Here is a 26147-nt window from a genome sequence, read left to right as displayed (position 1 = left end):
GTCGCGAGCGGTCAGGACGGAATTTCTGCAGAAGGAGATGTTAAATGTCCAGTAAGAAGAACAAGGTCGAGACACCCGAACCGAACCAGCAGGCTGCCGTTCAGCCGGAAGCTGACGAGAAAGATCCTTTCCAGACAGAGATCGAAGGAATCACGTCTTCTCCGATCACCTCAGAGGCCGAAGCCGAAACTTACGTCACCAAACAAATGACGGCCGCCGCCAATGAGCATGAAATGGCGGCTCTGATCTCGATTCTCGACGGAGAAGCTCCTGCCGACCGCAAAGCGATTCTCAAGGCTCTGGTGCAGCGTGAGAAAGTTAAAGACGCCTCTTCCAAGCCTGAACCTGTCGTTAGCGAGAACGAACTGAACGAAGACTGGAAAAACGGCGGCTATCCGTACAAAAACCGCATGAGCCGCAAGCTCTACGAAAAAGAAAAGTATCTTCTTCAGGTCGAACTTCTCAAGCTGCAGACTTGGGTTAAGGAAACCGGACAGCGCGTTGTAATCCTCTTTGAAGGACGCGATGCTGCAGGCAAAGGCGGCACAATCCGCCGCTTCATGGAGCACCTGAATCCCCGCGGCGCACGCGTGATCGCTCTGGAAAAACCGACTGAGAGAGAACTTGGTCAGTGGTACTTCCAGCGCTACGTTCCGCATCTGCCGACCGCCGGCGAAATCGTCCTTTTTGACCGTTCCTGGTATAACCGCGCCGGCGTAGAACGCGTTATGGGCTTCTGCACCGATGAACAATACCTCGAGTTCATGAGAGAATGCCCGGAATTTGAGCGTTTTCTTACAAGAAGCGGTATTTATCTGATTAAGTTCTGGTTCTCCGTCAGCCGTAAAGAACAGAGAAGACGCTTCAAAGAGCGCCAGGTTCATCCGCTCAAGCGCTGGAAGCTCTCTCCGATCGATATGGCCTCCCTCGATAAATGGGACGACTACACAAAAGCCAAAGAAGCGATGTTCCTGAACACCGACACGGTCGCCGCTCCCTGGACCGTCATTAAGAGTGACGATAAAAAACGCGCACGCCTGAACGCGATGCGCTATGTTCTGCACTCACTGCCCTACACCGACAAGGATCTTGACGCGATCGGCGCCATCGATCCGTTAATCCTCGGCCGAGCCAACACCATCTACGAAAAGGGTGAGCACAGCGATATCCTTCTTCAGCTTAGCAACAGCCTCGTCGGCGTGCAGAGAGATTCAAAGAAGAAAGGCAAATAAGCCTCTTTGTCTCTAAAAATAAAAGACCGCACCGTCACTGCACTGCGGTCTTTTTTATTGTCTAAAAACAGCAAAAGCCGCAGTACGCGGCTTGATCATAAACAGATCTGCTTTACAGCAGCTTGTAGCGTCCCATGTATTCCGCCATGGCCACGACACGACCGTCCAGACTGTAGTAGATCTCTTTGAGCGAGGGCGTCTTTTCAAACTTCAGCCAGCAGTCCGCCGCAAACGCTTTGAAATAATAGCGGTGTATTCCAATCGGCGGCTTAGGCCCTATATAGCCCACTTTCCCACGGTCGTTCAGTCCCTGAAAACAATTGGGATAAAGCACCTTTGGGTCGGCTCCTTCAGGAAGATACAGCGGAACCGCCGGCAGGTTGTAGACAATCCAATGGATAAATGTCCGCTTCGGCGCCTGCGGATCCGGCGCATCCGGATCCATGCAGACCAGAACGATCGATTTGGCTCCCTCAGGCAAATCCGTAATCTCAATCGCAGGAGAAATATCTTCTCCCTGCTGAGTGAATTTTCGAGGGATCATCCCGCCGTTGCTGAAGTTGGGACTGCTGATCAGCATATCGTCCTTCTTACGGGCGCTGAGCCTGTTCTCTTGTCTTGGAAGACTTAACCGCACGAACCACGCTGTCAAGCTGTTCGGAGATTTCTTCCACAATATTGTTGGCCGTCACAATCCCGCAGAGACGTCCGTTGTCGTCAACCACCGGAAGGCGGCGAATGCCCTGCTCTCTCATGCGGGCAAGCGCGTCAACCACTGTTTCATTGGAGTTGGCGGTGCAGACCGGAGAACTCATCACGTCATCCACACTAAGGGCCTGAACATCTTTTTCCAGCGCAACGACTTCCAGAGTAATGTCGCGGTCAGTCAGCATGCCAAGGGGATGATAGTCTTTATCAACAACGACTAAACTGCCGACATGCTGCGAACGCATTTCCTTTGCCGCATTTAAAAGCGGAGTTCCGGCAGCAATCGTTGCGACATGATGCACCGCCAAGTCAATAATCTTTAATGAGCGAGCTCTCATTTGTACCTCTAATCAAATCAACCGGTTTAGAACCCGGCTTCTCAAATAAACTCTATGTCTCATTTTTAGTTTAGCAAAGAGACAGCGCCTCTCACGCAAGTAGCGACAGTCAGCAACCCGACAGCAAAAGGCTTCTCATCGACTTGGTTTCTCTATTGTTCGTCCTCAAAAGGAGACGCTTTGAGATCCTTAAAGTCAAACAGGTTTTCATCTACCAGATGCGACGGAGCGACATGGGTAAGACTTCTAAAGATGTTTTCCACCCGACCCGGCGTCTGCCGATCCATTCGCTCGATAATCGCCTTCATTTCACGACGGCAGACGTCATCAGCGCCGCACATCTTCGGAATAACGTCATAACCATTGACACGGCACCAGCGGGCTAAATCCTTTTCTCTTAAATAAATCAGCGGACGAATGACAATATGCTCCTTCGCGTCGCTTAAAAGCTTCGGCGGCATCGCTTTCAGCCGCCCGCCGTAAAACATATTCAGCATCAGCGTGCTGACCACATCGTCCATATGATGACCAAGCGCAATCTTTGTACACTTCTGCTCACGCGCTACCCGGTAGATAATGCCGCGTCTCAGACGGGAACACAAAGAACACAGATTCCTACTGCCCGGATATTTCGACTTCACAATCGAAAAAGTATCCTGATCCTCAATGTGATAAGGAACACCGCTCTTTTCCAAATGGGCTTTCAGCCGATCCAGCGGAAAATCCGGAAGATGCTGATTCAGACTGAACGCAAGCAGATCAAAGTGTATCGGCGCTCTGCCGCGAAGACGAATCAGAGCGTCAAGCAGCGCATAGCTGTCCTTGCCGCCTGAGATGCACACCATAACTTTGTCACCGTCCTCAATCAGGTTGAAGTCGGTAATGGCCTTGGCGCAAAGACGCACCAGACGCTTCTCGAGCTTTCGGTTCTCAAACGAGAGACGCGCCGGTTTATCTTCCTGTCCGCCCTCGGACTCTTTAAACTCTACTTTCTGAAATTCTTCGGCTCCCATCAGCACTCCTTCGGTCTCTGCGAATCATCCTGCACAAAAAACTCCTCTATCCCCGCCGACTCCGCATTCGGATATACCTCAAGTTTTTCACTTCGGATGCGCAGCGCAGCAACTTCCTGATCCTTCAGCAACTCTCGGGCAATCTCCCCGATCAGCGTTTCCTGAAGATCAAAATGCCCACGCGCTATTGTCTTTTCAATCACCTGGGGAACTAAGTCATAGTTGTATACCTCGCTGAATTCACGAGGAATCCCCGGCGCCTTTCGCACATAAAGATCAACATTGAATCTTACTTTCTGGACTTTGTTTTTCTCATGTTCATAAACACCGATTTGGGCCTGAGCAATGTAATTCTTTATGATGACTTTTCTCAGCTGTCCGCTGAACATTAAATTGTCGAAAACCACAGGATGTCCTCACTGCACGGATGTGTAAAATCTAACTATGCGATGGATATTAACTATTTTTATCGGGCTCTGCGTTCTGACCTCAGCAATCCCCTGGCTTCAAAAACTCGGCATTGGAAAACTGCCGGGCGACTTGAATCTTTCTGTTTTCGGCAGAAAGATTCAGATTCCTATTGCCAGTACCATGCTGATCGCAGTTGTCTTAATGCTGATCGGCAAATTCCTTTAAGTAAGCTTCAATTGCCTTCAAAGAAGCCGCACGAATCGCCTGCGGGATTTCCTTTCTATCCTCTGCCACCTCTGCCGCGGCCTTCATATCCACACTCATAAGCGCCTCAGCGGCGCCCAGCCAAAACGCCTGATCCTTTATGGCCGAAGCGCTCTCCAAGAGCTTCATCAGAGAAGCAAAACGCTTGGGACGGCGCAGTGCGTCCTTTCGCTTTAACGACTCGAGCACCTCCTCTGCAGAACCGCTTCGAAGCTCGGCGCCATGAAGCGTTCGACTAAACTGCAACGCCAAGTCCTCATTTTCTGAAGAGACGCGTAAAAGCTTAAAGATCTCTCCAAGAGCGCTCGGATCTGTGTCGAGAAAAAGCAGCGCGAAGCGCTCCGACTCTGTATAGGAGTCATCTGCCGCATCAGTCAGATCCATCGTCTTAGATGTCAGACGCCACTTGGGAAAGGAGCTTGAGAGATAACCGCAGTCTTTCAAAACCTCAAAGAATCGTGAAGGCTTTGCCTCATGCAGCGCTTTCATGAGTTCCCGCCCGACACGCTCGGCCACGAGATAGTCCGTCTCTCCGCTTTCAACGATGGATCTGAGCAGGCGCTTCGTCTCGTCGGCGATCGTGAAATCCGGCAGCTTCGCAGCAAAGCGCGCCGCGCGCAGAACTCGAACCGGATCCTCTTTGAACGCGTCGCTGACGTTTCGAAGCACTTTTGCCTCCAAATCCCGGCAGCCGCCGTAAGGATCGGTCACATGCCCGTTCTCATCCATCGCGATAGCATTGACAGTAAGATCGCGCCGATACAAGTCCTGCTCCAAAGTGACGTTCGGCGCCGTATAAAACACAAAGCCCTTATAACCATTGCCGCTCTTGCGTTCTGTTCTCGCCAAGGCGTATTCTTCATGAGTTTTCGGATGCAAAAAAACGGGAAAGTCTTTGCCCACGGGCGTATAGCCCTGACAGATCATTTCCTCGGGCGTCGCTCCGATGACAACCCAGTCACGATCGGAGGGCCGAACCGCAAAGCCTCTTTCCTGAAGAAGCTTATCCCGTACCCAGCCGCCTACAATATATTTTTTCATTCCGAACTCTGTCGAATCCTATGCTGTCAAATAAGAAAACTGTCCGCGCCGCACTGCTCGAACAGAGAAACACACTTAAAAAATCAAACCGGTGGGCCGAACTTAATGCCGAACTTTGTCAGTCCGCAGCAGATTGGCTGAGCCGGGCGACGACTCAAACCATCGGACTCTTCTATCCTATCGGAAGCGAACCCGATATTCGGCCGGCTGCCCTTCGACTGAGCGCTGAGAAAAGCGGGCTAAAACTTTACCTTCCTGTCACGGTCGGCAAAGAAATGATTTTCCGCCAATGGCTGCCGCAGCAGAAGCTGATTCAGGGGAAATTTGGAATTCCCGAGCCGCAAAACACGGAGTGCGCCGCTCCGGATCTTCTGCTGGTCCCATGCGTCGGCGTCGATCCTCTCGGGCACCGCCTCGGCTACGGAGGCGGTTTCTATGACCGCTATCTCCAAAAGGCCGATCCGCGCCCGTTAACCGTCGGGATCTGCTTTTCACAGTTTGCCGCCGCGCAGTTTCAGACGGAACCGTTCGATGCCGCAATGGACTGGATCATTACGGAAAAAGGTGCCGTCAAAGCAGCACCTCTTCACACTATTCCTCCGCAAGCTCTCTAAGCGCTTCCTGCACCTGCTGCTCGGAAACCGACTCGGCAAGTTCATTAAAGACGCCAGTCAGCGCCGCCATTCCCTGAGCCTTAAACTGCTTAACCAGCGCTCCGGTCTCCTTGCCGGAAGCAAGGCCTCCCGCTGTCACCAGAAGATTTCCGCTGGCATCAACCAGCTTGAAGTAAAAGAGTCCGTCTTTCTCCCGATACTGCTTCACCACACACTTGCCCTTGCGCGTCTTAACTTTTTTCGCTTTATTTTCAAGAGCTCGGAATGCTCTCAGGCCGACCGCCTCACGCACCTGAGCGACGAGTTCTCTGGCCATCGGACGAATCCTCTCCACGCCTTCGATAAGAATCTTCTCTACGACTTCCGGCTCCCGCATATACATTTCATATTTTTCGCGCATAGGACCGATTTCACCGTTAATTGTGCTAAAAACGATCTCTTTGGCCTCTCCCCAGCTCAACCCTTCACGAAGCGCCTTGCGGAACGCCTCACGCTCTTCATGCGTCGCGAACGCCTCATAGAGCTGAGTCAGCGATGTGGAATCCGGATCCTTCGGCTCGCCCGGAAGTTTGGAATCCGTGACCACTTTCATAATCGCTTCTTTCAGCGCCTTCTCTCCGCCCTCAAACAAAGGAATGACATTGTCATAACTCTTGCTCATCTTGCGCCCGTCAAGACCAGGAAGAACCGCGACCTCCTCGTCAATCAGCGCCTCGGGCAGCGGAAGGATTTCTTTGCCATTGCCGTAAAGCATGTTAAAGCGAGCGGCAATATCACGGCACATTTCAATGTGCTGAATCTGATCTCTTCCGACCGGAATCAAATTTGCTTTGAAAATCAGAATGTCGGCCGCCATCAGAATCGGATAGCAGAAAAGACCCATTGTGACATTATTGTCGGGATCTTCTCCGTCGCGTTCATTCGCTTCAACCTTGGCCTTATATGCATGCGCACGATTCATCAGCCCTTTGGAAGTCAGACAGTTAAGAATCCAGTCCAATTCCAAAGTTTCCGGCAGATCGCTCTGTCGATAAAAGTGAACGCGATTCGGATCAAGACCGCAGGCAAGCCATGTAGCGGCAATCTGAATACGGCTCTTTTCAATTCGATCCGGATCCTCGATCGTCTTGATCAGGGCGTGGTAATCAGAAAGAAAATAAAAACTCTCCGTACCGGCTGCAAGACTCTTTTGAATCGCGGGACGAATACAGCCCACATAGTTGCCCAAATGAAGAGTACCACTTGGCGTAACACCTGTTAAAACTCGTACTGTCATCGATCTTTCCTTACTTCGATCTGTTTCACTGAATAGTTGGATTTTAATTAGTTGTTCGCTAAAACAGAAAGAGGCGGATTTCGTCCGCCTCCCACTGAACGCTTATCGCGAAATTTTAGTCTGCCAAGCCGGCAGCTTTGCGCAGCGCTTCTGCTTTGTCCGTTCTTTCCCAAGTGAATTCTGGCTCTTCTCTGCCGAAATGACCGTATGCGGCAGTCTTAGAGTAGATCGGACGCTGCAGATCAAGCATCTTGATGATGCCTGCAGGTCTCAGATCAAAATGTTCACGGACGAGTTCGGCAATCTTTTCATCAGGGATGACGCCGGTACCTTCGGTATAAACAGTGATATTCACAGGGTTGGCAACGCCGATGGCATAAGCGACCTGAATCTGGCACTGCTTGGCAAGTCCTGCGGCAACGATGTTCTTAGCCACGTATCTGCATGCGTAGGCAGCTGAGCGGTCAACCTTGGTCGGATCCTTGCCGGAGAAGGCACCGCCGCCGTGCGGGCAGGCACCGCCGTAGGTGTCCACAATGATCTTACGGCCGGTTAAACCGCAGTCGCCCTGAGGGCCACCGATTACAAAGCGGCCTGTCGGATTGATCAGATACTTGGTGTCGCGAAGCATTTCCGGAGGAAATACCGGCTTCACAATCTTCTCAATCACGGCTTCGATGAATTCGGGCTTCATCTTGTCTCCGTCGCTCATCTCAGGCGCATGCTGAGTAGAAAGAACCACGGTTTCTACCGAGACGGGACGACCGTCAACATAACGCATCGTGACCTGGCTCTTGGCATCCGGACGCAGGTAAGGCATTTCGCCGGTTCTGCGCATCAAAGACTGCTGTTCAACTAAGCGATGAGCGTAATAAATCGGAGCAGGCATCAGCGCGTCAGTTTCGTCACAGGCGTAGCCGAACATCAGACCTTGGTCGCCGGCGCCTTTTTCCAAAGGATCGTCCTGCGCGGAATCAACACCCTGCGCGATGTCGGGAGACTGCTTGTCAAAGGCGACGAGAACAGCACAGCCTTTATGATCAATGCCGTAGCTGCTGTCGTCATAGCCGATTCTCTTCAGCGTGTTGCGAACCACTGAGGGAAAATCCACATTGGCTGTCGTGGAAATTTCGCCTGCCAGCATCACAGTGCCGGTCGTACACAGTGTTTCAGCCGCAACGCGTGCCGTCGGATCCTGTTCCAAAATGGCGTCAAGGATCGCATCGGAAATCTGATCGGCTACTTTATCGGGATGTCCCTCCGACACAGACTCGGAGGTAAAAAGATATTCTTTGGCGGATTGTTTCATGTCTTGCTGTACTCCAATAAAAATTTAACCAAAGGAGACAGCGTCGCGGAAGCACGCTTCCGGACGCTTTAGCGGAATTTCGATATCGCCCCGCAAGTTGTCCTTTAACTCGGCGAACTCAGCACTATAATCTTCGAGCATCGGCTTTTCAAGTCCAATACCCTAGCTTGGAAAGAAAATTTAGCAAATTAACATTTTTTTATCTTAAAGACTGACGTGGCGAAGAAATCTGCACTTAATCAAATCATTTCCCGCACCTGTGTCGGGATTGTGAACTCGATGGTCAGCTGGAAGCAGTCCTCGCGGACCGCTCTGGCCGATTTCCTCGGCACGGTCACCTGGTACGTGCTTGCGCGCCGACGCCATATCGCCCTTACAAACCTCAGGCTGTGTTTCCCGGATTGGACCGAAGAAAAACGCACAGCCACAGCGAAACAAGTCTTCAGGAACCTCGTGCGTGCCGCGCTTGACCACAGCGTACTGGCCAAGGGAAGCGCCGAGCAGGTACAGGCAATGGTCAAATTCACCGGAAAAGAGAAATTCCTGGAACTGTGTGATGAGGGTCCGCTTATCGTTGTCGCCCCGCACTTTGTCGGTCTGGATGCGGGCGGTATCGCAATCAATACCTTCAGACGCGGCGCTTCGCTTTATCAGACTCAGTCCAACCCCATTTGGGATAAATGGGCTTATGACGCCCGCAAGCGATTCTCCGATCCGGTCCTGATTCCAAAATCCAACTCCGCGATGAAACAAGTCATCCGTGTCATTCGTGAGCCCCTGCCTTTTTATTACCTTCCCGATATGGACCACGGAGAACGAAATTCCGTCTTTGTCCCGTTTTTCGGAGTTCAGGCCGCGACACTGCCCATGGTCTCTAAATTGGCAAAGCTGACTAAGGCAAAAGTGATCTGGGGCATCGCTGAAACAACCGACGAGGGCTACATCATGCATCTGTCGGACCCGCTTGAGAATTTTCCGACGGATGATCCCGTCGCGGACACCGAACGCCTCAATCGGGAACTCGAACAATTTATCCTCAGACATCCGGACCAATATCTGTGGACACATCGCCGCTTTAAAACGCGGCCGCAGGGAGAACCGCCTGTTTATTAGGCTGCTATTGCGAAAAATACGCGGATTGCGCTTACGCATTAGTAGAATGATGAGATTAACTATCCGTTGAGGACGCTGTGAAAATTAAATTCACGAAAATGCACGGAGCAGGAAACGACTTCGTGGTGCTTGACTGCACTGAAAAACCGTTTTCCCTCACAGAAAAGCAGCTGAGACATTTGGCTGACCGCCATTTTGGCGTCGGTGCCGATCAGATTCTGGTTGTTGAAAAACCCGATGATAACTCTGTCGACTTCAAATACCGAATCTTTAACCAAGACGGCGGAGAGGTCGAACAGTGCGGCAACGGCGCGCGCTGCTTCGTTAAATATGTCAGCCAAAGAAAACTGACGGACAAGAAAAAAATCCGCGTCCAAACGATGAAATCCGTCATTGAGCCCGAACTGCTCGATAACGGAACGGTCAAAGTCAATATGGGAATGCCGTCTTTTACCCCGGCAGACCTTCCGTTTAATCCCGCCGGACTGCCGACAAGAGAAGTAAATGGTGAGCCTCAGTGGGCAATCCGCTTCAAGGGCGAACTCTGGTGGTTCTCCGTCAGCTCAATGGGCAATCCGCATGTCACGATCATTGTCGACGACGCTGCCGGCGCGCCGGTTGCTGAGCTCGGCGCGTTTATCGAAAAACATCCGGCCTTCCCCCGTCGCGTCAATGTCGGCTTTTTGGAAATCATGAATCCCCATGAAGGCAAAGTTCGGGTCTGGGAACGAGGTGCCGGAGAAACACTCGCCTGCGGAACCGGGAACTGCGCGGCCGCAGTCACCAGCATTCACGCTCAGTTCATGGAATCACCCGTAACGCTTCACAACCGAGGCGGCGATCTGACGCTTCAGTGGGAAGGAGAAGGTGAAAACGTTGAACTTATCGGCCCTGCCGTTTACCTATTTGACAGCGAGATCGAACTTTAATGAACTACTCACTTGAAGATAATCAGAAAGCTGTCCGATTTGTCATCGATTACCTGACGGACAACCCGGATTTCTTTCGACGCCACCCCGACGTCTTCTCTCATATGAGCTTCCCGAGACAAAATCGGGAGGGTACACGCTCTATTATCGAGTGCCAGAACGAAGTTCTTCGGGCAACGCTCACGACCATGGAAGTTCGGGAAGAGGAAAATAAGCTTCGGGAAAAGGCGCTTTCAGAAGCAAAAGACACCGAATCCGTTTTGGATCTGGCAATTTCACTGCTTGCCTGCGAAGACAATATCGGACTTCCGGATACGGCACTCGAGTTCTTCAAGAATGCCTTCGACGCTTCGTACGGATTAATTCGACTTTGGCCGGCACGTCCAAATTTTGCCTTCTTCCCCTATGCGGAGCGTCTCGGACCGGAGATTGAGGAGTCCATTGCGCAAATGGAAGGCCCCTTTGCCGGGAAAAATTTTGGAGATGAGATCGCCGCATGGCTCAAGGTAGATCCGTCAGAGACGCGCGGAGTTCTTCTTCTTCCGCTGAAGAAACAGGACGGCAAAGCCTTCGGGCTTATCTGTCTTTGCGATCCCGACGAAAAGAAATTCTCCGCAGCTCAGCGGGAGCCGTTCCTCAGAGGCGCTTCCCGAGTCTGCGAGGCCGCCCTCGCTCCACTTACCGAATGAAACTCAAATGACACAGTCTATTGCTACTATTACATTGAAACCCGGTAAAGAACGCGCCCTGCTGCGCCGTCATCCTTGGGTGTATGCGACCGGAGTCGCGTCTGCATCCGGACGTCCCAAGAGCGGTCAGACCGTTCGCGTCCAGGACAGCAAAAAGAACTTCCTAGCATGGGCGGCATTCTCTCCGGAGTCCGCGCTGCGCGCCCGCTGCTGGTCCTTTAACGAAACCGACGTTATCGACGAAAACTGGATTGATGAAAAAATCCGTCTGGCGATCGCCGCAAGAGAACCTCTGCGCAGCAGAACAAACGCGATTCGTCTGATCTTTGGCGAAGCTGATTTTCTGCCCGGACTCATCGTCGATCAGTACAACAACCAGATCGTGACGCAGTTCCAGTCTGCCGGGGTCGAATACTGGAGAGCTGAAATCGGCAAATCGATCGTCAGGCACACCGGTATTTCCGAGGTCTATGACCGCTCTGACGCGGCAACACGCGCCAGAGAAGGCCTGCCAGAGCGCAAGGAAGTACTCGAAGGGAACGAACCGCCCGAAGAAGTCGAAATCGTTGAAGACGGGATCAAATACGGCGTGGATGTACGCAAAGGACATAAAACCGGCTTTTATGTGGATCAGCGCGACAACCGTCTGCTCGCCCGTAAACTTGCCGAGGCGTTCCGCCGTAAACACGGCAGGGGCCTGAGGGCTTTGAACTGCTTCTGCTATACCGGCGGCTTTTCTCTGGCGCTGAAAGCGGGCGGCGCCGACGAAGTTGTCTCGATTGACTCCTCAGCAGATGCGCTGACCATGGCTAAAGAAAATGCCAAGCGAAACGGCTTTGACGACGGCAGTATGAAATGGATCGAAGCGAATGTTTTCGAAGCGCTACGGAAATTCCGCGATGAGGGAGAGAAGTTCGATCTGGTCATTCTTGATCCTCCGAAATTCGCCTCCAGCCACCACCATGTTGAGAAAGCCGCCAGAGCGTACAAAGACATTAACCTTAACGGGCTGCGCATCCTTGGCGATGACGGCCATCTGCTGACTTTCTCATGCTCCGGCGCCATTGACGTGGACCTCTTCCAGAAAATTATCGCCGGCGCCGTCATTGACTCCAAAGTGGACGCATGGATGATTCAGCGTCTTGGCGCAGGTATGGATCACCCGCTTTTGATGACTCACCCGGAAGGAGAATACCTGAAAGGTCTTCATCTGCTCTCCAGAGGTCCGGCTTAATTCTGACAAACGCTTTTTTCAGGCTTGATAAACAAAATTTCGAGCCTGTTTTTTTGTAAAGCTCAGTGACATGGAAAATACCTAATTCGTTTAAAACACCGGCTCAATTTAAGTTTTCTCTTTCCTTAAGCCCTGAAAACTAAAGCGGCTGAATCGGTTTTCTTAAGGATTGGGACTTGTTTTAAATTTGGTTTTCTCAGCTTGGTTTTTTAACTCTTGCATTAATAAGAATGTTGCTGTATAACCCACTGTTCAAATTAAATGGCCTCAAAGATTTTTCTATTTTGTTCAAACGATTAAGGGGGAGCTATGGACAAGTTGATTCCGGTAACAATCATCACCGGCTTTCTTGGCGCCGGAAAAACGACGCTTCTCAACAGAATCCTTACTGAGGAACACGGACAGAAAATCGCCGTCATCGAAAATGAATTCGGCGAAGAAAGCATCGACAACGATCTTCTGGTTCGCAATGAGGACGAAGAAATCATCACGATGAATAACGGCTGTATCTGCTGCACGATTCGCGGTGATTTGGCTGAAAACCTTATTCGTTTAATGGAAAAGAAAAAAGAAGGCTCAGCACAGTTCGAACGCGTCATTATTGAGACGACCGGATTGGCTGATCCGGGCCCTGTCGCACAGACGTTTTTCATGGATGAAGAAGTCAGCCAATTCTATATGGTCGATGGAATCATCACCGTCGTGGACGCTCTGAACGGAGGACGTACTCTTGATGAGCAGGAGCCCGCACAGGCTCAGGTTGGATTTGCCGACCGCATCCTTCTTTCCAAGGTCGATCTGGTCGACTCGGAAATTGTTGATGATCTGTGCGCGCGTCTGCACCGCATGAACCCGCGCGCTCCGATTATCGAATGCAACATGGGCAATGTTGACATCCGCGAAGTGCTCGACATTCACGGTTTCAACCTTGACGCTGCACTCGAGCTCGACCCGGACTTCCTCAAAGAGGCTCAGGAAGAAGGCGAACACCACCATCATGGCGATCATTGCTGCTGCGGCCACGATCACGACCACAATCATGATCATCACGACCACGACGGAGAGTGCAGCTGCGGACATCATCACGAGGAGGGAGAGACATGCAGCTGCGGTCATCACCATCATCATCCGCGTCATGATGACGAAATCGCAGCGTTCGTATTTGAATCCGACAAGCCGTTCGATCCGGCTCGGCTTGACAGCTATATGCGGACTCTGACACAGGTATACGGTCCGGACATGCTCCGCTACAAGGGTGTGCTGTATATGACCGGAACCGACAGACGCATGATTTTCCAGGGTGTGCATATGCTGATGGCTGCTGATCTGGACAAGCCCTGGGGTGATCAGAAACCGACAAACAAAATTGTATTCATCGGCCGCCGCCTGCCTAAAAAGGCGATTCTGCAGGGACTCGAAACCTGCTTGGTTTAATTAACTCATCTAAAAACCGCTAGGGAGAAGAAACATGGCGACTAAACGTAAATCTGCTGCTCAAAAAGCGCTCAAAGAAGCCGCTGAGCTCGCTCCTCTTGTACAGGCCGATCAGAACGGAACGGACGCAAAAACCAGCGAAAAGGCTGCGCAGAAGGCTGCTGAGTATCTGTTAAAGACAATGGGCTCCCAGACCGGAGAAAAGATTGTCGTCGACGGAATTACTATTCCGACTCAGGCAGAACTTCTGAACATGCCTGAATCCGACTACATGAACGAGGCTCAGCAGGCTTTCTTTAAGCACCTGCTCAAAGAAAGAGAAGCTCAGCTTCGCAGCAACGCCGGCGAGACAGCCGAACATCTGCGCGAGAACAGCATTGTTCCCGATCCGGCAGACCGTGCCACGATCGAAGAAGAACATGCACTTGAGCTGAGAACCCGTGACAGAGAACGCAAGCTCCTTAAAAAAGTTCAGGAGGCGCTGCGCCGACTCGAAAACGGCGAATACGGCTGGTGTGAAGAAACCGGCGATCCGATCGGTATTCCTCGTCTTCTCGCCCGCCCGACCGCAACGCTCTCGCTTGAGGCTCAGCAGAGAAGAGAACTTCGTCAGAAGCTCTACGGCAACTAATAAAAAAACCGGGTGCCCAAAAGACATCCGGTTTTCTTTTTGTCCAAAAGTACGAAAATCAGTTCAGAGGCTGAGCAGAGTAATCTCCGGCCTTTGAAAGGGCCTCGTTGACTTTTTCCGTTGATACGGGTTCTTTAACTGTCAGAACTGCGATCGCGGGGGAAAGCGTAACTTCAACTTTTTCCGCAAGAGGTTCAAGTGCTTTCTTGACACGGGCAACACAATGCATGCAGTGGACACCGCTTAACTCAAAACTTTGTTCCATCGTTTTAGACCTCCAATAATGGATTATTCGTGTTGCGATTCTAGCGCTCCGAAGTGATACTATTCAGAACCGCCAATAACTTACAGCCCGATTTGTTGGAAGAAATCAATGACAAACCTCAGCACAAAATCCGTTCCGGCTCAGCTGAAAGCAGAGATACTGTCGGAAGCCCTCCCGTTTATCCAAAAATTTCACGGCAAAACAATCGTCATTAAATACGGCGGCAATGCAATGACCGACGAACGCCTTCAAAGAGCCTTCGCCCGCGATGTCGTTCTGCTGAAATTAGTCGGCATGAACCCTGTCGTCGTCCACGGCGGCGGCCCGCAGATCGGCGAGGCTTTAAACCGGGTCGGCAAAAAAAGCGAATTCATACAGGGTATGCGCGTCACTGACGACGAAACAATGAAAGTCGTGGAATGGGTGCTCTCCGGACAGGTACAGGGCGATCTCGTAACACTCATCAACAGCTTCGGAGGTCAGGCTGTCGGTCTTTCCGGTAAGGACGGAGGGCTCATTAAAGCCAGAAAACTTAAACTGCAGGATATTCAGGATCCCACAAAGTTTTACGACGTGGGCCGAGTCGGTGAAATCGAATCCGTTAATCCGTCCGTCGTTAAAGCTCTGCAGGATGACGCTTTCATCCCGATTATTTCTCCGATCGGAGTCGGCGAGGATGAACTTTCCTACAATATCAACGCAGACGTAGTCGCCGGAAAAATCGCAGAAGTTCTTCACGCAGAAAAGTTAGTCATGCTGACTAACACCCCGGGCGTCCTCGACAAGGAAGGAAACCTCATTACCGGTCTTTCTTCCGGAGAAATTGACGCTCTGTTTGCCGACGGAACAATCTCAGGCGGAATGTATCCGAAAATCTCATCCGCTCTTCAGGCGGCCAGAAACGGAGTCAAGGCTGTCCACATTATCGACGGACGGGTTGACCACTGCCTCCTCTTGGAAATCCTGACGCCTCAGGGTGTCGGAACCATGATCAGAGCAAATTAGCATCAAACAGAGATGGAAGAAAAGAAAAGTAAAAGAAAAACCGGCGCCGAGCGCAAACTGGAAATTCTCAGAGCGCTCGTCAGCCTGATCAGCGAGTCCGAATCCAAACACATCACAACCAAAACGCTCGCACATCGTCTCGGCATTTCTGAGGCCGCCCTTTATCGGCATTTCCCCGGAAAAGCCGAGATGTATCGAGAAGTCATTAAATACGCGGAAAATTTTATTGTTTCGTGGATCAATAAGATTGTGTCTGAAAACGCTTCCGGCTCGGATCAGGTGAAAACGCTCTATAAGCTGCTTTTATCCCTGCGCAGCGCCGAACCGGGTCTGATCTCTCTCCTGTGCGGAGAGGCGCTCGCGCTCGAAGATAAATCACTGCAGCAAAACATCAATAAGATCTACGGCTACATTCAGATCGCGTTTAAACAGTCGCTCAAACTAGCGGCCGCCCAGGGAGAAATTTCCGCTTCGGCTGATGCGGCCGAGCGCGCTTCATTTCTGCTCTCCCTGCTGCTTGGCCATTGGCTGAGATTCATCAAGCAGGATCCTTCTGAAAAAGATGCCTATACCGACTCGGAACTCGCGCTCGTCCTTGCCGGATAGAACGCTTCTGCGGCAATCAGATAACGAAAGCCCGGGCTAAACCCAGGCTTTCCGCTTAGAGAACTGTTATTTCTTAACAGGCTCCACTTTCATCTTAATACCGCTCTCAAGCTCAATCACAGAAGCTTTGGCATTTTTCGATACCTGCTCCTTGTCAACCTTCTTGAGATAATCGATCGCCTGATTCAGCTGATAATCATCAGCGTCGCCGTAACGATAGAACTTCGGACGCTTCTTCACCGTTTCAGACTTCGCCTTCACCGGTTCTACCTTTTCGGTAATGCCGGATGCATCTGTCTTCACAGGAAGCGGTGCCTCGGCCTTCTTCGGTTTTTCAGAAGCCTTCTTGGCATCTTTGGCGGCCTTATCCTCCGGAACTTCCAGATGGTTGGAGAGGTCCGCTTCGCGAATATCGAAGTCAAGGAAATTGCCTTCGGCCGTATCTTTTACTTCAACATCCGGAGAAATGCCTTTGGCCTGGATAGAGCGGCCGCTCGGCGTAAAGTAACGAGCTGTCGTCAGCTTAATCGCTGTCTTCTTCCCTTCACTGCGCATCGGAATCACGGTTTGAACGGATCCCTTACCGAAGGACTGAGTGCCCATGATCGTTGCGCGCTTGTGATCCTGAAGCGCTCCGGCAACAATTTCACTGGCGCTCGCGCTCGCGCCGTTCACCAGCACAACAATCGGCATCGTCTTGGTGACTTCAGGAAGCTTCTCCACCGCGGCGTCTTCGCGAACAACCTGATAGTCTTTCGGAGAAGTTATGTATTCCTTCTTTGCGTCTTCAATCTGCCCCTTGGTCGATACAACCAATGAACCTTTCGGCAGGAAAGCCGCAGAGACTCCGATCGCAGCATTGAGCAGTCCGCCCGGGTCGTTGCGCAGATCAAGCACCAAACCGTTCTTCAGATTGCCGCTCTTATTCAGAGACTCCAGAGCGTTAGCTAAATCACTGCTCGTTCTTTCCTGGAACTGAGAAATTCTGACGTATCCCATACCGTCGGGCAGAGGTTTGGATTTAACCGACTGAACTTTGATAATCGCTCGGGTCAGCTTGATGTTAATCGGGCCAGCAGAACCTTTTCTCAAGATCGAAAGCTCGATATTGGTATCCGGCTTGCCGCGCATCATCTTGACGGAATCATTCAGCGATTGGTCTTTAATCAGTTTGCCGTCAATCTTGAAAATAATATCGCCTGCTCGGATATGCGCTCTCGCCGCAGGCGTATCGTCGATTGGCGAAATCACCTTCACGCCGGACGGATCTGCGCTGACTTCGATACCCAGGCCGCCAAATTCTCCGGCGGTCCCTTCCTGAAGATCTTTGTAGGCTTCTTCGTCTAAGAAAGCCGAATGCGGATCAAGTCCGGACAGCATGCCGGAAATCGCTTCCTTCATCAGCTTTTTATCTTCTACCGGTTCAACGTAAAACTGCTTTACAGCCCCGTAAACATCCGTGAACTGACGGATTTCATCCAGAGGGAGTATTGAGGCTCCCTGCTTGGCTGGACCGGCCAGAGAGGCGCTGATCAAAGCACCCGCGACCATTCCGCCGGAAACAAGAAGCAATCCTCGAAACATGTTTTTCATAAAATAATTTAAGAAATCAGTTGTTCTTTTAGTAAGAGTTTAAAAAGATTATCAAAGATTTATCCATCCTGTCGGATCGATTGGTTTCCCATTGTGACGCATTTCAAAATAAAGAACCGAGACTGACCCGGAACCTTTGCCGACCCGAGAAATCACTTCGCCGCTCCTGACGGAATCTCCAATGTCCTTTTCAAGCTCCGCATTATTGCCGTAAACAGAGAAGTAACCCTTTCCGTGATCAATGATCAGCAGGTTTCCATAGCCCTTCAAATAATCAGCGAACACGACCTTTCCGCCGCGAACCGCATACACCGGCTTGTCCCCGGTTACACTGAAGAGCGTTCCCTTCCAGGTTCCCATCTTGTCGTCGCTGCCGCGTTTCTGGCCGTAACGAGCCGCAACGTCGCCCTGAACGGGCGAGATCAAACCGGCCGCTGCTGTCGGCTGCACCTTCGCTGCAGCGGTTCCTGAAGAATCTGAGGCTTTGCGATGCGCAGCAGATGCGAGCGCTTTGGACTGCTTCGCCGCTTCACGCTTCTGAATATTAGTTATGAGGTTCCCCAATCTGGCCTCATCCTTCTTCAGCTTCTGCAGACTGCCTGATAGAATAATAAGTTCACGATCGAGCTTGGCTGCGGTTCTCTGCCGCTCCCTCCGTTCCTTATTCAGACGCGTCTGCTCTTCCCTTTCGGCTGAAAGCATTTTATTGAGCTTGTCGCCAGTGCGCTTCGAATCCGCCAGTGCCTTGTTCAACGCCTTTTGTGATTTTTCAAGACGCTTGATGGATTCCTGAGAACGCTTAGCCAGAATCTGCAGCATTGTTTCCCGTCTCATCGCCTGATTCGGATCGGAAGAAGCCCAACCTGGACTCTTCGTCTGCGTCTGCAGCTCAACTCTCTGCCGATTGATGCTCTCCAGCGCTCTTTGCTCAAGCGCCAATTCACTTTCCAGACTGACAACACGCCGCTTCTGTGCGCCGAGTTCGCGCTCGGCTTTGCTTCGCTGCGTACGAATCGTTCTGAGCTTCTGCCGAACGGCACGAATCTCTGTTTCGGATTTTTTCAGCTCTGACCGAATCTTTTCCCGATCCTGAGAGGTCGATTCAATCGAAGAACGAATCTTCTCAATATTGCCCTGAGTTTCCTGCTGCTGGGCGCGAGCCGCGTCAATGCTGTCCGGTACAGCTCCGACCTTCTTCGCGGCAGTGCGGCGTTTTGGAGCGCTTTTAGAAGACTTCGATGATGCCGCCTTTTTCTTCACAGCCGGCTTGATAGCATTCTTCTTTTTGACCGGAGTCTTCTGCACAGCAGCCTTCGCTGATGAAGACTGAACGGCAAAAGCGCTCGGAGCCGCCGCACACAAAGCGGCGGCACTCACGAGCGCAATGACCAGCAAAGAGCGTGCGTGCATCAAGAGTTATTTTTGAGACTTGCCCTGAGCAGCAACAGCAGCCATCTTCTGCTTAATCGCTTCCTGATCGCCAAGATAGTAGCTGCGGATCGGACGCATATTTCCATCCAGTTCGTAGACAAGAGGCGTTGCGGTCGGAACATTGACGCCAACAATATCTTTGTCGGAAACATTGTCCAAATGTTTGATCAGGGAACGCAGTGAATTGCCGTGCGCAGTAATCAGAATCTTTCTTCCGGCTTTAATGTTGGGGACGATTTCGTTTTCCCAATAGGGCACCACACGGGCCACCGTATCGGCCAGACATTCTGTGAGCGGAAGCGTATCGGGATTAACAGCGCTGTAACGACGGTCAAAACCCGGCCACATCGGATTATCCTTGGTCAGTGCGGGCGGCGGAACGTCATAAGAGCGGCGCCAGATCAGAACCTGTTCGTCTCCAAAGTTTGCCGCTGTCTCTTTTTTGTTCAGTCCCTGAAGCGCTCCGTAATGACGTTCGTTCAGGCGCCAGTCATTAATAACCGGCAGATACATCGCGTCAAGCTTGTCCAGCGCAATCCAGAGGGTGCGTACGGCGCGTTTTAAAACCGATGTATAGCAAAGATCAAATTCAAAACCTTCGGCTTTAAGAATCTCTCCGGCCCTTGCCGCTTCCTGACGGCCTTTTTCCGTCAAATCGACATCAACCCAACCCGTGAATCGATTCTCTAAATTCCACTGGCTTTCGCCGTGTCTCATCAAAACAATTTTGTACATAATCTTTCCGGAAATCGATCGTAAACCTTGATTGTATCAGTCGGGGAGGCAATAGAGATAAAGACTCGACCGCCGCAGCGAGAATAAATCGTCCTTGGCAGGCGCCTTTTTACGGTCAGTCCGCAATTTCCTATGGAATCAAAAGAATCGTTTTGATAGAATGCCTTATTTGTTTGATTGCCGGCTCCGTAAGGCGGGAATCCGCGATACCGATCGGGCTAATTTTATTTACCAACAAAATGGATTTTATTACTGAAAATATTCTGCTGATCATCACGTTTATCGGTTCAGCAATCCTTCTCGCGTTCCCTTCCTTATCCAAGTCCAGAAACGCCGGCCTTAATCCCGCAGACGTCGTAATCAAGGTGAACGATAAAAACGCTCAGCTTGTCGATGTCAGAACTCCGAGTGAGTTCTCCAAAGGAACTTTGGCAGGCTCAGTAAACATTCCGGCTGCTGACTTGATCGCCAAACTCGATTCTCTTGATAAGAATCGTCCGGTCATTCTCGTTTGCCAAAATGGCAGAAGAGCACAGCAGGCACTGAAACAGTTCAAGGGAAAAGGCTTCTCTGAGGTCTATACACTTGACGGCGGCATTGTCGCCTGGCAGGCCGCCAAGCTTCCGCTCACCGGCCTTGAAATTTCCAAACGCGGCCGTAAAGGCAAGAAATAATTAACCATCATTTAACCCTTGAAAAGGAAACAAAAATGGCAGAAAACGAAACAAACGCAGCTCCTGAAGCAGCTGCTCAGGATCAGGGCCCTCAGTTCGCTATCCAGCGTATTTATCTGAAGGACGCTTCCCTTGAAATGCCCAACGCTCCGGAGATCTTCCTTGCTCCTGAAGCGCCGCACGTCGATATCCAGCTCGAAGTTGCCCAGTCCGCTCTGAGCCAGCCGGATCTGTATGAAGTCGTTGTTCGCGCTACAGTGACCGCGACAACCAAAATCAATAACGAAGACCGAACGGTTTTCCTTGTCGAATGCAAGCAGGCAGGTATCTTCCTCATGAAAGGATTTGAAGAAGAACACAAGACAATGGTTCTCGGCATCACCTGCCCGACAACCATCTATCCGTACCTCCGCAGCAATGTCTGCGACCTGCTGACACGCGCAGGTATGCCCCCTGTTTACCTCGGCGAAATTAACTTTGAAGCCTATTTCGCTCAGAGAATGCAGGAACAGCAGGCTGCTGAGCAAGCTCATACTGCACAGTAAACGCTAATCTGCAAAGACCGCTTCCGATACAATCGGAAGCGGTTTTTTATTTTTTACTGCTATGAGAAGAAAAGATAGAAGAGAACAAATTTCAGTTGGCGTTTTTTGCGGCTCTCGAGAAGTAGAGGAGTATGACTTAACCGCTTCTGCGGAAGAGGTTGGAGAGTTGATCGCAGGCTATGGGTACCGTCTGGTATTCGGGGGCGGCAATACCGGTCTGATGAGTGCTGTCTCCCAGAGCGCTGTTGACTTTTACGCCCCTGTTGTAGGAATTATTCCGAAATTCCTAAGCTCGGTAGAGAAGCCCGCGGACAACCTCACAGAACTTATCTATGTCGATACAATGGCTGAACGTAAAGAGCGTATGTTCCTAGAGTCCGATATGTTCCTCGTTCTTCCGGGAGGCGTCGGCACGCTCGATGAGGCTTTCGAAGTCATTACCAATAATCAGCTCGGACTTTTCCGTAAACCGATCGGATTTTTTGATGTCGATGGGTACTATCAGAAAATTCATGAATTTTTCGAAACCGCTATCGATTGCGGCCTTATCAGCGATACAGTCAACGATCTCTGCTTTTTTGACAGCAACATCAAAGCGCTTTTTGAGAAACTGATAGGCGCTCTGCCGGACTAAACTCCGCCTTCGAAATTATTCTGCCGCCAAGCTTCGTAAACCGTAACGGCGACAGAGTTGGAGAGATTGAGGGAACGGTTCTTCGGCCGCATCAGCAGCCGTATCATATGCGCCGCATCAAATAAATCTCTGATCTCCTGCGGCAGGCCGCTCCCCTCAGAGCCGAAGACAAACCAGTCCCCGGGCTCGAAAGAGACGCTCTGGACTAACTGCTTCGCTTTGGTCGTCATTGCGAACATGCGGGCTCTGTCGGGCTCTTCGGCTGCCAAAAAGGCCTCAAAAGAGGGATAGACCTTGATGTCGGCATATTCCCAGTAATCAAGCCCGGCACGCTTCAGATGCTTGTCTTCAAGCGCAAACCCCAGCGGCTCGATAAGAAAAACCCGACAGCCGGTATTGGCCGACAGACGAATAATGTTTCCGGTATTCGGCGGAATCTCCGGATGGACAAGCACTATGTTGAACATGACAAACTAAACCTTTCGCATAAATGCGCCTTCACTCAGCCGCATCATCCTTCAGTTCTGACTTCAATACGGCAAACGCCTTTTTTTCAAGCTGACGAACCCTTTCCTGACTGACACCCAGCTCTGCTGCCAGATCAGCCAAAGTTGCGCCTTTTTTGTCTTTGCTTTCGTCAAAAAGCCAGCGCGCCTCAATAATACGCCGCGAACGAGGATCAAGCTTCTTTACCGCTTCAGGAAGCTCTGTGCTAAGCACTTCTTCGTACCGAGCCTGCTTTAGCCTGCTGTCCGGGTCGTCCCCTTCATCAAAGAGCCAGTCCTCCGGCGCACTGTCTTTTTCCCCGCCGCTCGGTTCATCAATCACAATGTCCGCGCCGGTCATGCGCTGCTCCATCTCAAAAACTTCAGAGGGCTTCACTTCCAGCTGTTCGGCAATGCGATTTGCGTCGTCCAAACCCAACAGCTTGGTATCGTCCTTCATCTTTCTAAGGTTAAAGAAGAGCTTGCGCTGAGATTTAGTCGTCGCCACTTTCACCAGCCGCCAGTTCTTCAGAACGTAGTCCTGAATTTCAGAACGGATCCATGTCATGGCAAACGTCACTAAGCGGGCGCCATTATGCGGATTGAAACGCTTAACCGCCTTCATCAGACCGATATTGCCTTCCTGAATCAGATCTGAGAACGGAAGCCCGTAGCCTTGATACTGACGGGCAATAGAAATCACCAGCCGCAAATGCGACATGATCAGTTCGCCTGCGGCTTCCATGTCCCCTTTGTCGTGCAGCCTAACCGCTAATTCGTGTTCACGTTCAGGCGTCAGGATCGGGGCACGGTTCGCGGCCCGAATAAAATCCGCCAGCGTTCCTGATCCTGTGTCAGGAATCGCCAACGGCGTCGGCTTATAAGGAGCCAGCGCAGTGCAGGGCTTTTTCTTGGGTTCTTTGTTATCAGCAGTCATTGCCTTCAATTCTAAGCTAAAGGTTAATAACTAGAACTTCAGGGGCTTAGTCAGGGAAGCCGCGACCATTGAAGAAAAAACTGTCGCGAAAATAGTCATCAGCGCAATCAGCGCAATCACAGCGGCGCAGGTTTGTACGTCTGCAAGAAGCTTCACTTCAAAGGCTTCTTCCAAAAGGGGGATACTGCCCCAGAGCGACAGGGCCAAAAGCATCGAGCCAAATAAACACGAAAGCAGCGAAGCCCAGAAGGCAACCAGCATCTGAGGCGCACAAATCGAAAACCGCGAAGCGCCAAGCATGCCGAAAAGCCGTTGTTCATCGCTCATAAAGCTCCGCAGTCTCAGGCTGCTCTGAACGATCAGCATGGCCACTAAAAGCACAGTCGGAACCGCAAGCGCAATAATACCCAGCGCAATCGCCTCTCTGAGCGTATGACGCTTCTCGATCCACTCAAAATTCGCCGTAACTGCCTCTACACCCTTCATCTTCTTAATATCGGCGGCGTGCTCGCGCATCTCTGAAACTGAAACATCAGCCGGAAACTGAAGCGCAAGGATCAGCGGCACTTTCTTGCGAGCCTCAACCAGTTTCAAAATATCTTTTTCCAACACGTCAGCCGGCTGAATCTCTCTCATCGAAGAGGCCGGGGTGAGACTCTGAATCTTCTGTACAAGTTTTTCCGTCTCCTTATCATTCAGGGTAGGATCGATGAAAATCGTTGCCTCATCACCCATCACTCCGCGGTGCGCCTGATAAAAAGAATAAAAACTCAGTACCATCTGACCGAGAAGACAGAACGCCAAAGAAAGAATCGCGACAACTAAGAAGAAGGTTCTTTTCCCGGTTTTTAAAGAGCGCTTGGCCCTTTCCGCAGTGGAGATCATTTCTGCACCTCGTTAAGGTTAAACACGCGAAGCGCTCGAATCTCAAATGGAAGAGGATAGCTTGAGGTCATTACGATCGGATAACCGATCTGTGCAAGTTTTGTGCAGATATACAGAAATTCTTCCTGAGCGTCATTGTCAAGCGCTTCCATCGGAGAATCCGCCAGTATGAGTTCCGGCTGATTCACCAGCGAGCGGGCGATAACCAAACGCTTCTTCAAGCCGACTGAAAGCTCTGAGCCTTTTCTTTTAAGCTCCGGCTCTAAACCGCATAAAGCTGCGCACTCCCTCGCGTTGCTCGCAGCCTCCTGAACGCTCTTCCCCAGAAGCAGCGCAGTCAGCTGAAGGTTTTCTTCAATCGTATAGTCTTCGAGTATGACGGGATCGGACGGAATCATGCCGATACGGGAGCGCCACTGCCGAAGCTGATGCTCGCTCATCCTTGATATCGCATTCCCTTTGATAAAAACCTCTCCGGATTCGGGCAGAGAAAGACCTGAAATAAGATTAAGCAGACTGGATTTTCCGGAGCCGTTATTTCCAAGAAGCAGGACAAATTCTCCCTCTCGGATCTCCATGGTCACAAGAGGAGCTCCGTCACGGTTCCATCCCTGAAGCGGAACCTTCACCATTCTGACGAGTGCTTTCATTTCATACTCAGCTTAACCTGATAACCAACCTTTTCCCACGCCAAAGCTTCCTGCTCAATCATGTACTTCGTCAGCGGATGCTCCCTGCACCAATGCTCGGGAAGATGAATTTCAAAAACTTTCCCCGCTTCACTGAGCGACATCTTCGGCAGCGCTATGTCGTGCCGCGCATGCACAAAAATCGCCGCCAAACGAATAACAAAGACCAATTCACGGAAACTTTTTTCTTCGATCTGCGCTTCAACCTTTCTCAGCTGCCCGCGGTGCGAAAGCACCAGAGCGGCAATTCTCTCCTGCTCGGAGCGGGAAAAGCCCGCCAAATCGCTGTTGCGAATAACGTATTCACTGTGCTTATGATAGTCGCTCCTAGAGAGAAAGAGGCCGACTTCATAAAGCCGAGACGCCCATTCCAAGGCTTGTTTTTGTTCCGCCGAAGCATGCGGCTTTAAAAGGCCCAGCAGCTGCAGCGAAAAGGATGCCATGCGCTCGGACTGCTTTTCATCGGAGTGCGTGCGCTTTAAGAGCGCACTGACTGAACCGGTACGCGGATCAGAATTCAGCTGACGGCCGGCAAGGTTATAAAGTAGCCCGTAACGGAGCGCTCCGCCCGAAACCTTCATTTTGTCAATCCGCAGCTTCTTAAACACCGCAAGCAGAACCGCCACGCCGCCCGCCAGTACCTCTCTGCGGTCCTCGCGCAGCCCGTCGAAATGAAGATTATCAATGCGCCCGGAGGAAATAATCTTCTCTTTCAGCACCTCAAGCGCGTCAAGCGTAATCGTGCCGTCCGTCAGGCCGTTCGAGCGCAGAATCGAAGAAACCGCAGAAACCGTCCCTGATGAACCGTAAGCTTCCGACCAATGTCCCTTCGTAAAGGCCGACACATTGCCGTCCAGCACAAATTCCGCCGCCAATATCGCATGCCTAAAACTCTTGGCGCTGATATTGCCGTCCTTAAAGAACGAGACGGAAGTGTTAACGCAGCCGATATGGAACGACTCTCCGTCTAAAACTTCATGGCCGCGTCCAACCACGCACTCAGTTGACGCGCCGCCGATATCAACAATAAGCCTGATCTCGTCCGAAGCCGGCAGCGCAAAGCTGCAGCCCATGTAAACAAGGCGCGCCTCTTCTTTGCCCCTGAGAATTTCAATCTTATAGCCCAGAACTTTCTCGGCCTTCACTAAAAACTCTGCCGAGTTTTCCGCGGCTCGAAGCGTCTGAGTTCCGACTGCTCGTACTTGGGCGGGCGGAAAACCCTGCACTTTCTCGGCAATTCTGGAAAGCGCCGTCAGCGCTCTTTTCTGCGCAGCTTCAGAAAGATACCCGTTCTCATCAAGCCCTGCAGCCAAACGGACCGTCTCTTTCCATCTGCACTCGCTGAAAATATTTCCGTCTTCTACTCGGGCGATCTCCAGCCTGAAGCTGTTGGACCCTAAATCTATCGCGGCTAATCTCATCTTGCG

At 51.3% G+C, this 26147-nt stretch carries 30 protein-coding genes; 14 read left to right on the top strand and 16 right to left on the bottom strand.

Annotation, left to right across the window (positions count from 1 at the left end; all coding sequences use genetic code 11):
- The first annotated feature begins 44 nt into the window (after nt 1–44).
- Nucleotides 45–1232, top strand: coding sequence for a polyphosphate kinase 2 (gene ppk2, locus NFR90_RS00440; RefSeq protein WP_160334184.1), 1188 nt, complete (start codon nt 45–47; stop codon nt 1230–1232).
- 112 nt (nt 1233–1344) lie between these two features.
- On the opposite strand, the gene NFR90_RS00435 is transcribed toward ppk2, so the two are convergent.
- The 4 genes from NFR90_RS00435 to NFR90_RS00420 all read right to left on the bottom strand — a co-directional run bounded on the left by NFR90_RS00435 (nt 1345) and on the right by NFR90_RS00420 (nt 3680).
- The gene (locus NFR90_RS00435) at nt 1345–1812 is read right to left on the bottom strand and encodes a YbhB/YbcL family Raf kinase inhibitor-like protein (RefSeq protein ID WP_160334185.1); all 468 of its coding nucleotides are present in this window, start codon (nt 1810–1812) and stop codon (nt 1345–1347) included.
- Between the two features lie 10 nt (nt 1813–1822).
- Complete coding sequence (locus tag NFR90_RS00430; RefSeq protein WP_160334186.1) at nt 1823–2278, bottom strand: CBS domain-containing protein; 456 nt, start codon at nt 2276–2278, stop codon at nt 1823–1825.
- Between the two features lie 152 nt (nt 2279–2430).
- Nucleotides 2431–3291, bottom strand: coding sequence for a tRNA 2-thiocytidine(32) synthetase TtcA (gene ttcA, locus NFR90_RS00425; RefSeq protein ID WP_251449803.1), 861 nt, complete (start codon nt 3289–3291; stop codon nt 2431–2433).
- Complete coding sequence (locus NFR90_RS00420; protein WP_160334187.1) at nt 3291–3680, bottom strand: dihydroneopterin aldolase; 390 nt, start codon at nt 3678–3680, stop codon at nt 3291–3293. The genes ttcA and NFR90_RS00420 overlap by 1 nt, the downstream gene beginning before the upstream one ends.
- Before the next feature lie 55 nt (nt 3681–3735).
- Between NFR90_RS00420 and NFR90_RS00415 the strand changes: the two genes are divergently transcribed.
- A complete protein-coding gene (locus NFR90_RS00415; RefSeq protein WP_160334188.1) occupies nt 3736–3927 on the top strand; it encodes a DUF2905 domain-containing protein in 192 nt (63 codons plus the stop codon).
- On the opposite strand, the gene NFR90_RS11590 is transcribed toward NFR90_RS00415, so the two are convergent.
- Entirely contained in the window at nt 3901–5007 is a 1107-nt protein-coding gene (locus NFR90_RS11590) for a tRNA nucleotidyltransferase/poly(A) polymerase-related protein (protein WP_160334189.1), read from the bottom strand. The genes NFR90_RS00415 and NFR90_RS11590 overlap by 27 nt on opposite strands.
- 20 nt (nt 5008–5027) lie before the next feature.
- Between NFR90_RS11590 and NFR90_RS00405 the strand changes: the two genes are divergently transcribed.
- Nucleotides 5028–5621, top strand: coding sequence for a 5-formyltetrahydrofolate cyclo-ligase (locus tag NFR90_RS00405; protein WP_160334190.1), 594 nt, complete (start codon nt 5028–5030; stop codon nt 5619–5621).
- On the opposite strand, the gene NFR90_RS00400 is transcribed toward NFR90_RS00405, so the two are convergent.
- Both NFR90_RS00400 and metK read right to left on the bottom strand, forming a co-directional pair.
- Nucleotides 5599–6897: a tryptophan--tRNA ligase gene (locus tag NFR90_RS00400; RefSeq protein WP_251449801.1), complete on the bottom strand. Its 1299-nt coding sequence runs from the start codon at nt 6895–6897 to the stop codon at nt 5599–5601. The genes NFR90_RS00405 and NFR90_RS00400 overlap by 23 nt on opposite strands.
- 115 nt (nt 6898–7012) lie before the next feature.
- Complete coding sequence (gene metK, locus NFR90_RS00395) at nt 7013–8206, bottom strand: methionine adenosyltransferase (protein ID WP_251449799.1); 1194 nt, start codon at nt 8204–8206, stop codon at nt 7013–7015.
- A 216-nt stretch (nt 8207–8422) separates the two neighbouring features.
- On the opposite strand from metK, the gene NFR90_RS00390 reads away from it, so the two are divergent.
- From NFR90_RS00390 to dksA, 6 genes are all read left to right on the top strand, one after another.
- Nucleotides 8423–9319 (top strand): lysophospholipid acyltransferase family protein, encoded by an 897-nt coding sequence (locus tag NFR90_RS00390; protein ID WP_160334193.1) that lies wholly within the window; start codon nt 8423–8425, stop codon nt 9317–9319.
- Nucleotides 9320–9396: 77 nt separating this feature from the next.
- A complete protein-coding gene (dapF, locus tag NFR90_RS00385) occupies nt 9397–10248 on the top strand; it encodes a diaminopimelate epimerase (RefSeq protein WP_160334194.1) in 852 nt (283 codons plus the stop codon).
- Complete coding sequence (locus NFR90_RS00380; RefSeq protein ID WP_160334195.1) at nt 10248–10937, top strand: DUF484 family protein; 690 nt, start codon at nt 10248–10250, stop codon at nt 10935–10937. The genes dapF and NFR90_RS00380 overlap by 1 nt, the downstream gene beginning before the upstream one ends.
- Nucleotides 10938–10944: 7 nt before the next feature.
- A complete protein-coding gene (locus NFR90_RS00375) occupies nt 10945–12171 on the top strand; it encodes a class I SAM-dependent rRNA methyltransferase (protein WP_160334196.1) in 1227 nt (408 codons plus the stop codon).
- 309 nt (nt 12172–12480) lie between these two features.
- Entirely contained in the window at nt 12481–13605 is a 1125-nt protein-coding gene (locus NFR90_RS00370; RefSeq protein ID WP_160334197.1) for a CobW family GTP-binding protein, read from the top strand.
- Between the two features lie 181 nt (nt 13606–13786).
- Nucleotides 13787–14236 carry an RNA polymerase-binding protein DksA gene (gene dksA / locus NFR90_RS00365; protein WP_160334266.1) on the top strand — a complete coding sequence of 150 codons (450 nt, stop codon included), beginning with the start codon at nt 13787–13789 and terminating at the stop codon, nt 14234–14236.
- A gap of 58 nt (nt 14237–14294) precedes the next feature.
- Here dksA and NFR90_RS00360 read toward each other — a convergent pair whose 3' ends face one another.
- Nucleotides 14295–14501 carry a heavy-metal-associated domain-containing protein gene (locus NFR90_RS00360; protein WP_160334198.1) on the bottom strand — a complete coding sequence of 69 codons (207 nt, stop codon included), beginning with the start codon at nt 14499–14501 and terminating at the stop codon, nt 14295–14297.
- Nucleotides 14502–14609: 108 nt separating this feature from the next.
- On the opposite strand from NFR90_RS00360, the gene argB reads away from it, so the two are divergent.
- Nucleotides 14610–15506 (top strand): acetylglutamate kinase, encoded by an 897-nt coding sequence (gene argB, locus NFR90_RS00355; protein ID WP_160334199.1) that lies wholly within the window; start codon nt 14610–14612, stop codon nt 15504–15506.
- 12 nt (nt 15507–15518) lie between these two features.
- The gene (gene slmA / locus NFR90_RS00350) at nt 15519–16112 is read left to right on the top strand and encodes a nucleoid occlusion factor SlmA (RefSeq protein ID WP_160334200.1); all 594 of its coding nucleotides are present in this window, start codon (nt 15519–15521) and stop codon (nt 16110–16112) included.
- Between the two features lie 66 nt (nt 16113–16178).
- Here slmA and NFR90_RS00345 read toward each other — a convergent pair whose 3' ends face one another.
- From NFR90_RS00345 to gpmA, 3 genes are read right to left on the bottom strand one after another with little or no spacing between them, the layout of a single operon-like run.
- Nucleotides 16179–17696: a S41 family peptidase gene (locus NFR90_RS00345; protein WP_251449797.1), complete on the bottom strand. Its 1518-nt coding sequence runs from the start codon at nt 17694–17696 to the stop codon at nt 16179–16181.
- Nucleotides 17697–17756: 60 nt separating this feature from the next.
- Complete coding sequence (locus NFR90_RS00340) at nt 17757–19115, bottom strand: murein hydrolase activator EnvC family protein (protein WP_251449886.1); 1359 nt, start codon at nt 19113–19115, stop codon at nt 17757–17759.
- Between the two features lie 6 nt (nt 19116–19121).
- A complete protein-coding gene (gpmA, locus tag NFR90_RS00335) occupies nt 19122–19871 on the bottom strand; it encodes a 2,3-diphosphoglycerate-dependent phosphoglycerate mutase (RefSeq protein ID WP_251449795.1) in 750 nt (249 codons plus the stop codon).
- A gap of 239 nt (nt 19872–20110) precedes the next feature.
- Here gpmA and NFR90_RS00330 point away from each other — a divergent pair, with 239 nt between their 5' ends.
- The 3 genes from NFR90_RS00330 to NFR90_RS00320 all read left to right on the top strand — a co-directional run bounded on the left by NFR90_RS00330 (nt 20111) and on the right by NFR90_RS00320 (nt 21724).
- Nucleotides 20111–20545, top strand: coding sequence for a rhodanese-like domain-containing protein (locus NFR90_RS00330; protein ID WP_160334204.1), 435 nt, complete (start codon nt 20111–20113; stop codon nt 20543–20545).
- 35 nt (nt 20546–20580) lie between these two features.
- Nucleotides 20581–21090 (top strand): protein-export chaperone SecB, encoded by a 510-nt coding sequence (secB, locus tag NFR90_RS00325; RefSeq protein WP_160334205.1) that lies wholly within the window; start codon nt 20581–20583, stop codon nt 21088–21090.
- A gap of 61 nt (nt 21091–21151) precedes the next feature.
- Nucleotides 21152–21724, top strand: coding sequence for an LOG family protein (locus tag NFR90_RS00320; RefSeq protein ID WP_251449793.1), 573 nt, complete (start codon nt 21152–21154; stop codon nt 21722–21724).
- Here the strand turns inward: NFR90_RS00320 and NFR90_RS00315 are convergent.
- From NFR90_RS00315 to NFR90_RS00295, 5 genes are read right to left on the bottom strand one after another with little or no spacing between them, the layout of a single operon-like run.
- Entirely contained in the window at nt 21721–22191 is a 471-nt protein-coding gene (locus tag NFR90_RS00315) for a tRNA (cytidine(34)-2'-O)-methyltransferase (protein WP_251449791.1), read from the bottom strand. The genes NFR90_RS00320 and NFR90_RS00315 overlap by 4 nt on opposite strands.
- Before the next feature lie 31 nt (nt 22192–22222).
- The gene (gene rpoH, locus NFR90_RS00310; protein ID WP_251449789.1) at nt 22223–23146 is read right to left on the bottom strand and encodes an RNA polymerase sigma factor RpoH; all 924 of its coding nucleotides are present in this window, start codon (nt 23144–23146) and stop codon (nt 22223–22225) included.
- A 30-nt stretch (nt 23147–23176) separates the two neighbouring features.
- A complete protein-coding gene (locus NFR90_RS00305; RefSeq protein ID WP_160334209.1) occupies nt 23177–24031 on the bottom strand; it encodes a cell division protein FtsX in 855 nt (284 codons plus the stop codon).
- Nucleotides 24028–24681: an ATP-binding cassette domain-containing protein gene (locus NFR90_RS00300; protein WP_251449787.1), complete on the bottom strand. Its 654-nt coding sequence runs from the start codon at nt 24679–24681 to the stop codon at nt 24028–24030. The genes NFR90_RS00305 and NFR90_RS00300 overlap by 4 nt, the downstream gene beginning before the upstream one ends.
- A complete protein-coding gene (locus tag NFR90_RS00295) occupies nt 24678–26141 on the bottom strand; it encodes a Ppx/GppA phosphatase family protein (protein WP_160334211.1) in 1464 nt (487 codons plus the stop codon). Before NFR90_RS00295 ends, NFR90_RS00300 begins: the two co-directional genes overlap by 4 nt.
- Nucleotides 26142–26147 lie beyond the last annotated feature (6 nt).

This window comes from Parasutterella muris (assembly GCF_943193095.1).
Lineage (GTDB): Bacteria > Pseudomonadota > Gammaproteobacteria > Burkholderiales > Burkholderiaceae_F > Parasutterella > Parasutterella muris.
This window is presented reverse-complemented; position numbering and strand designations above follow the sequence as displayed.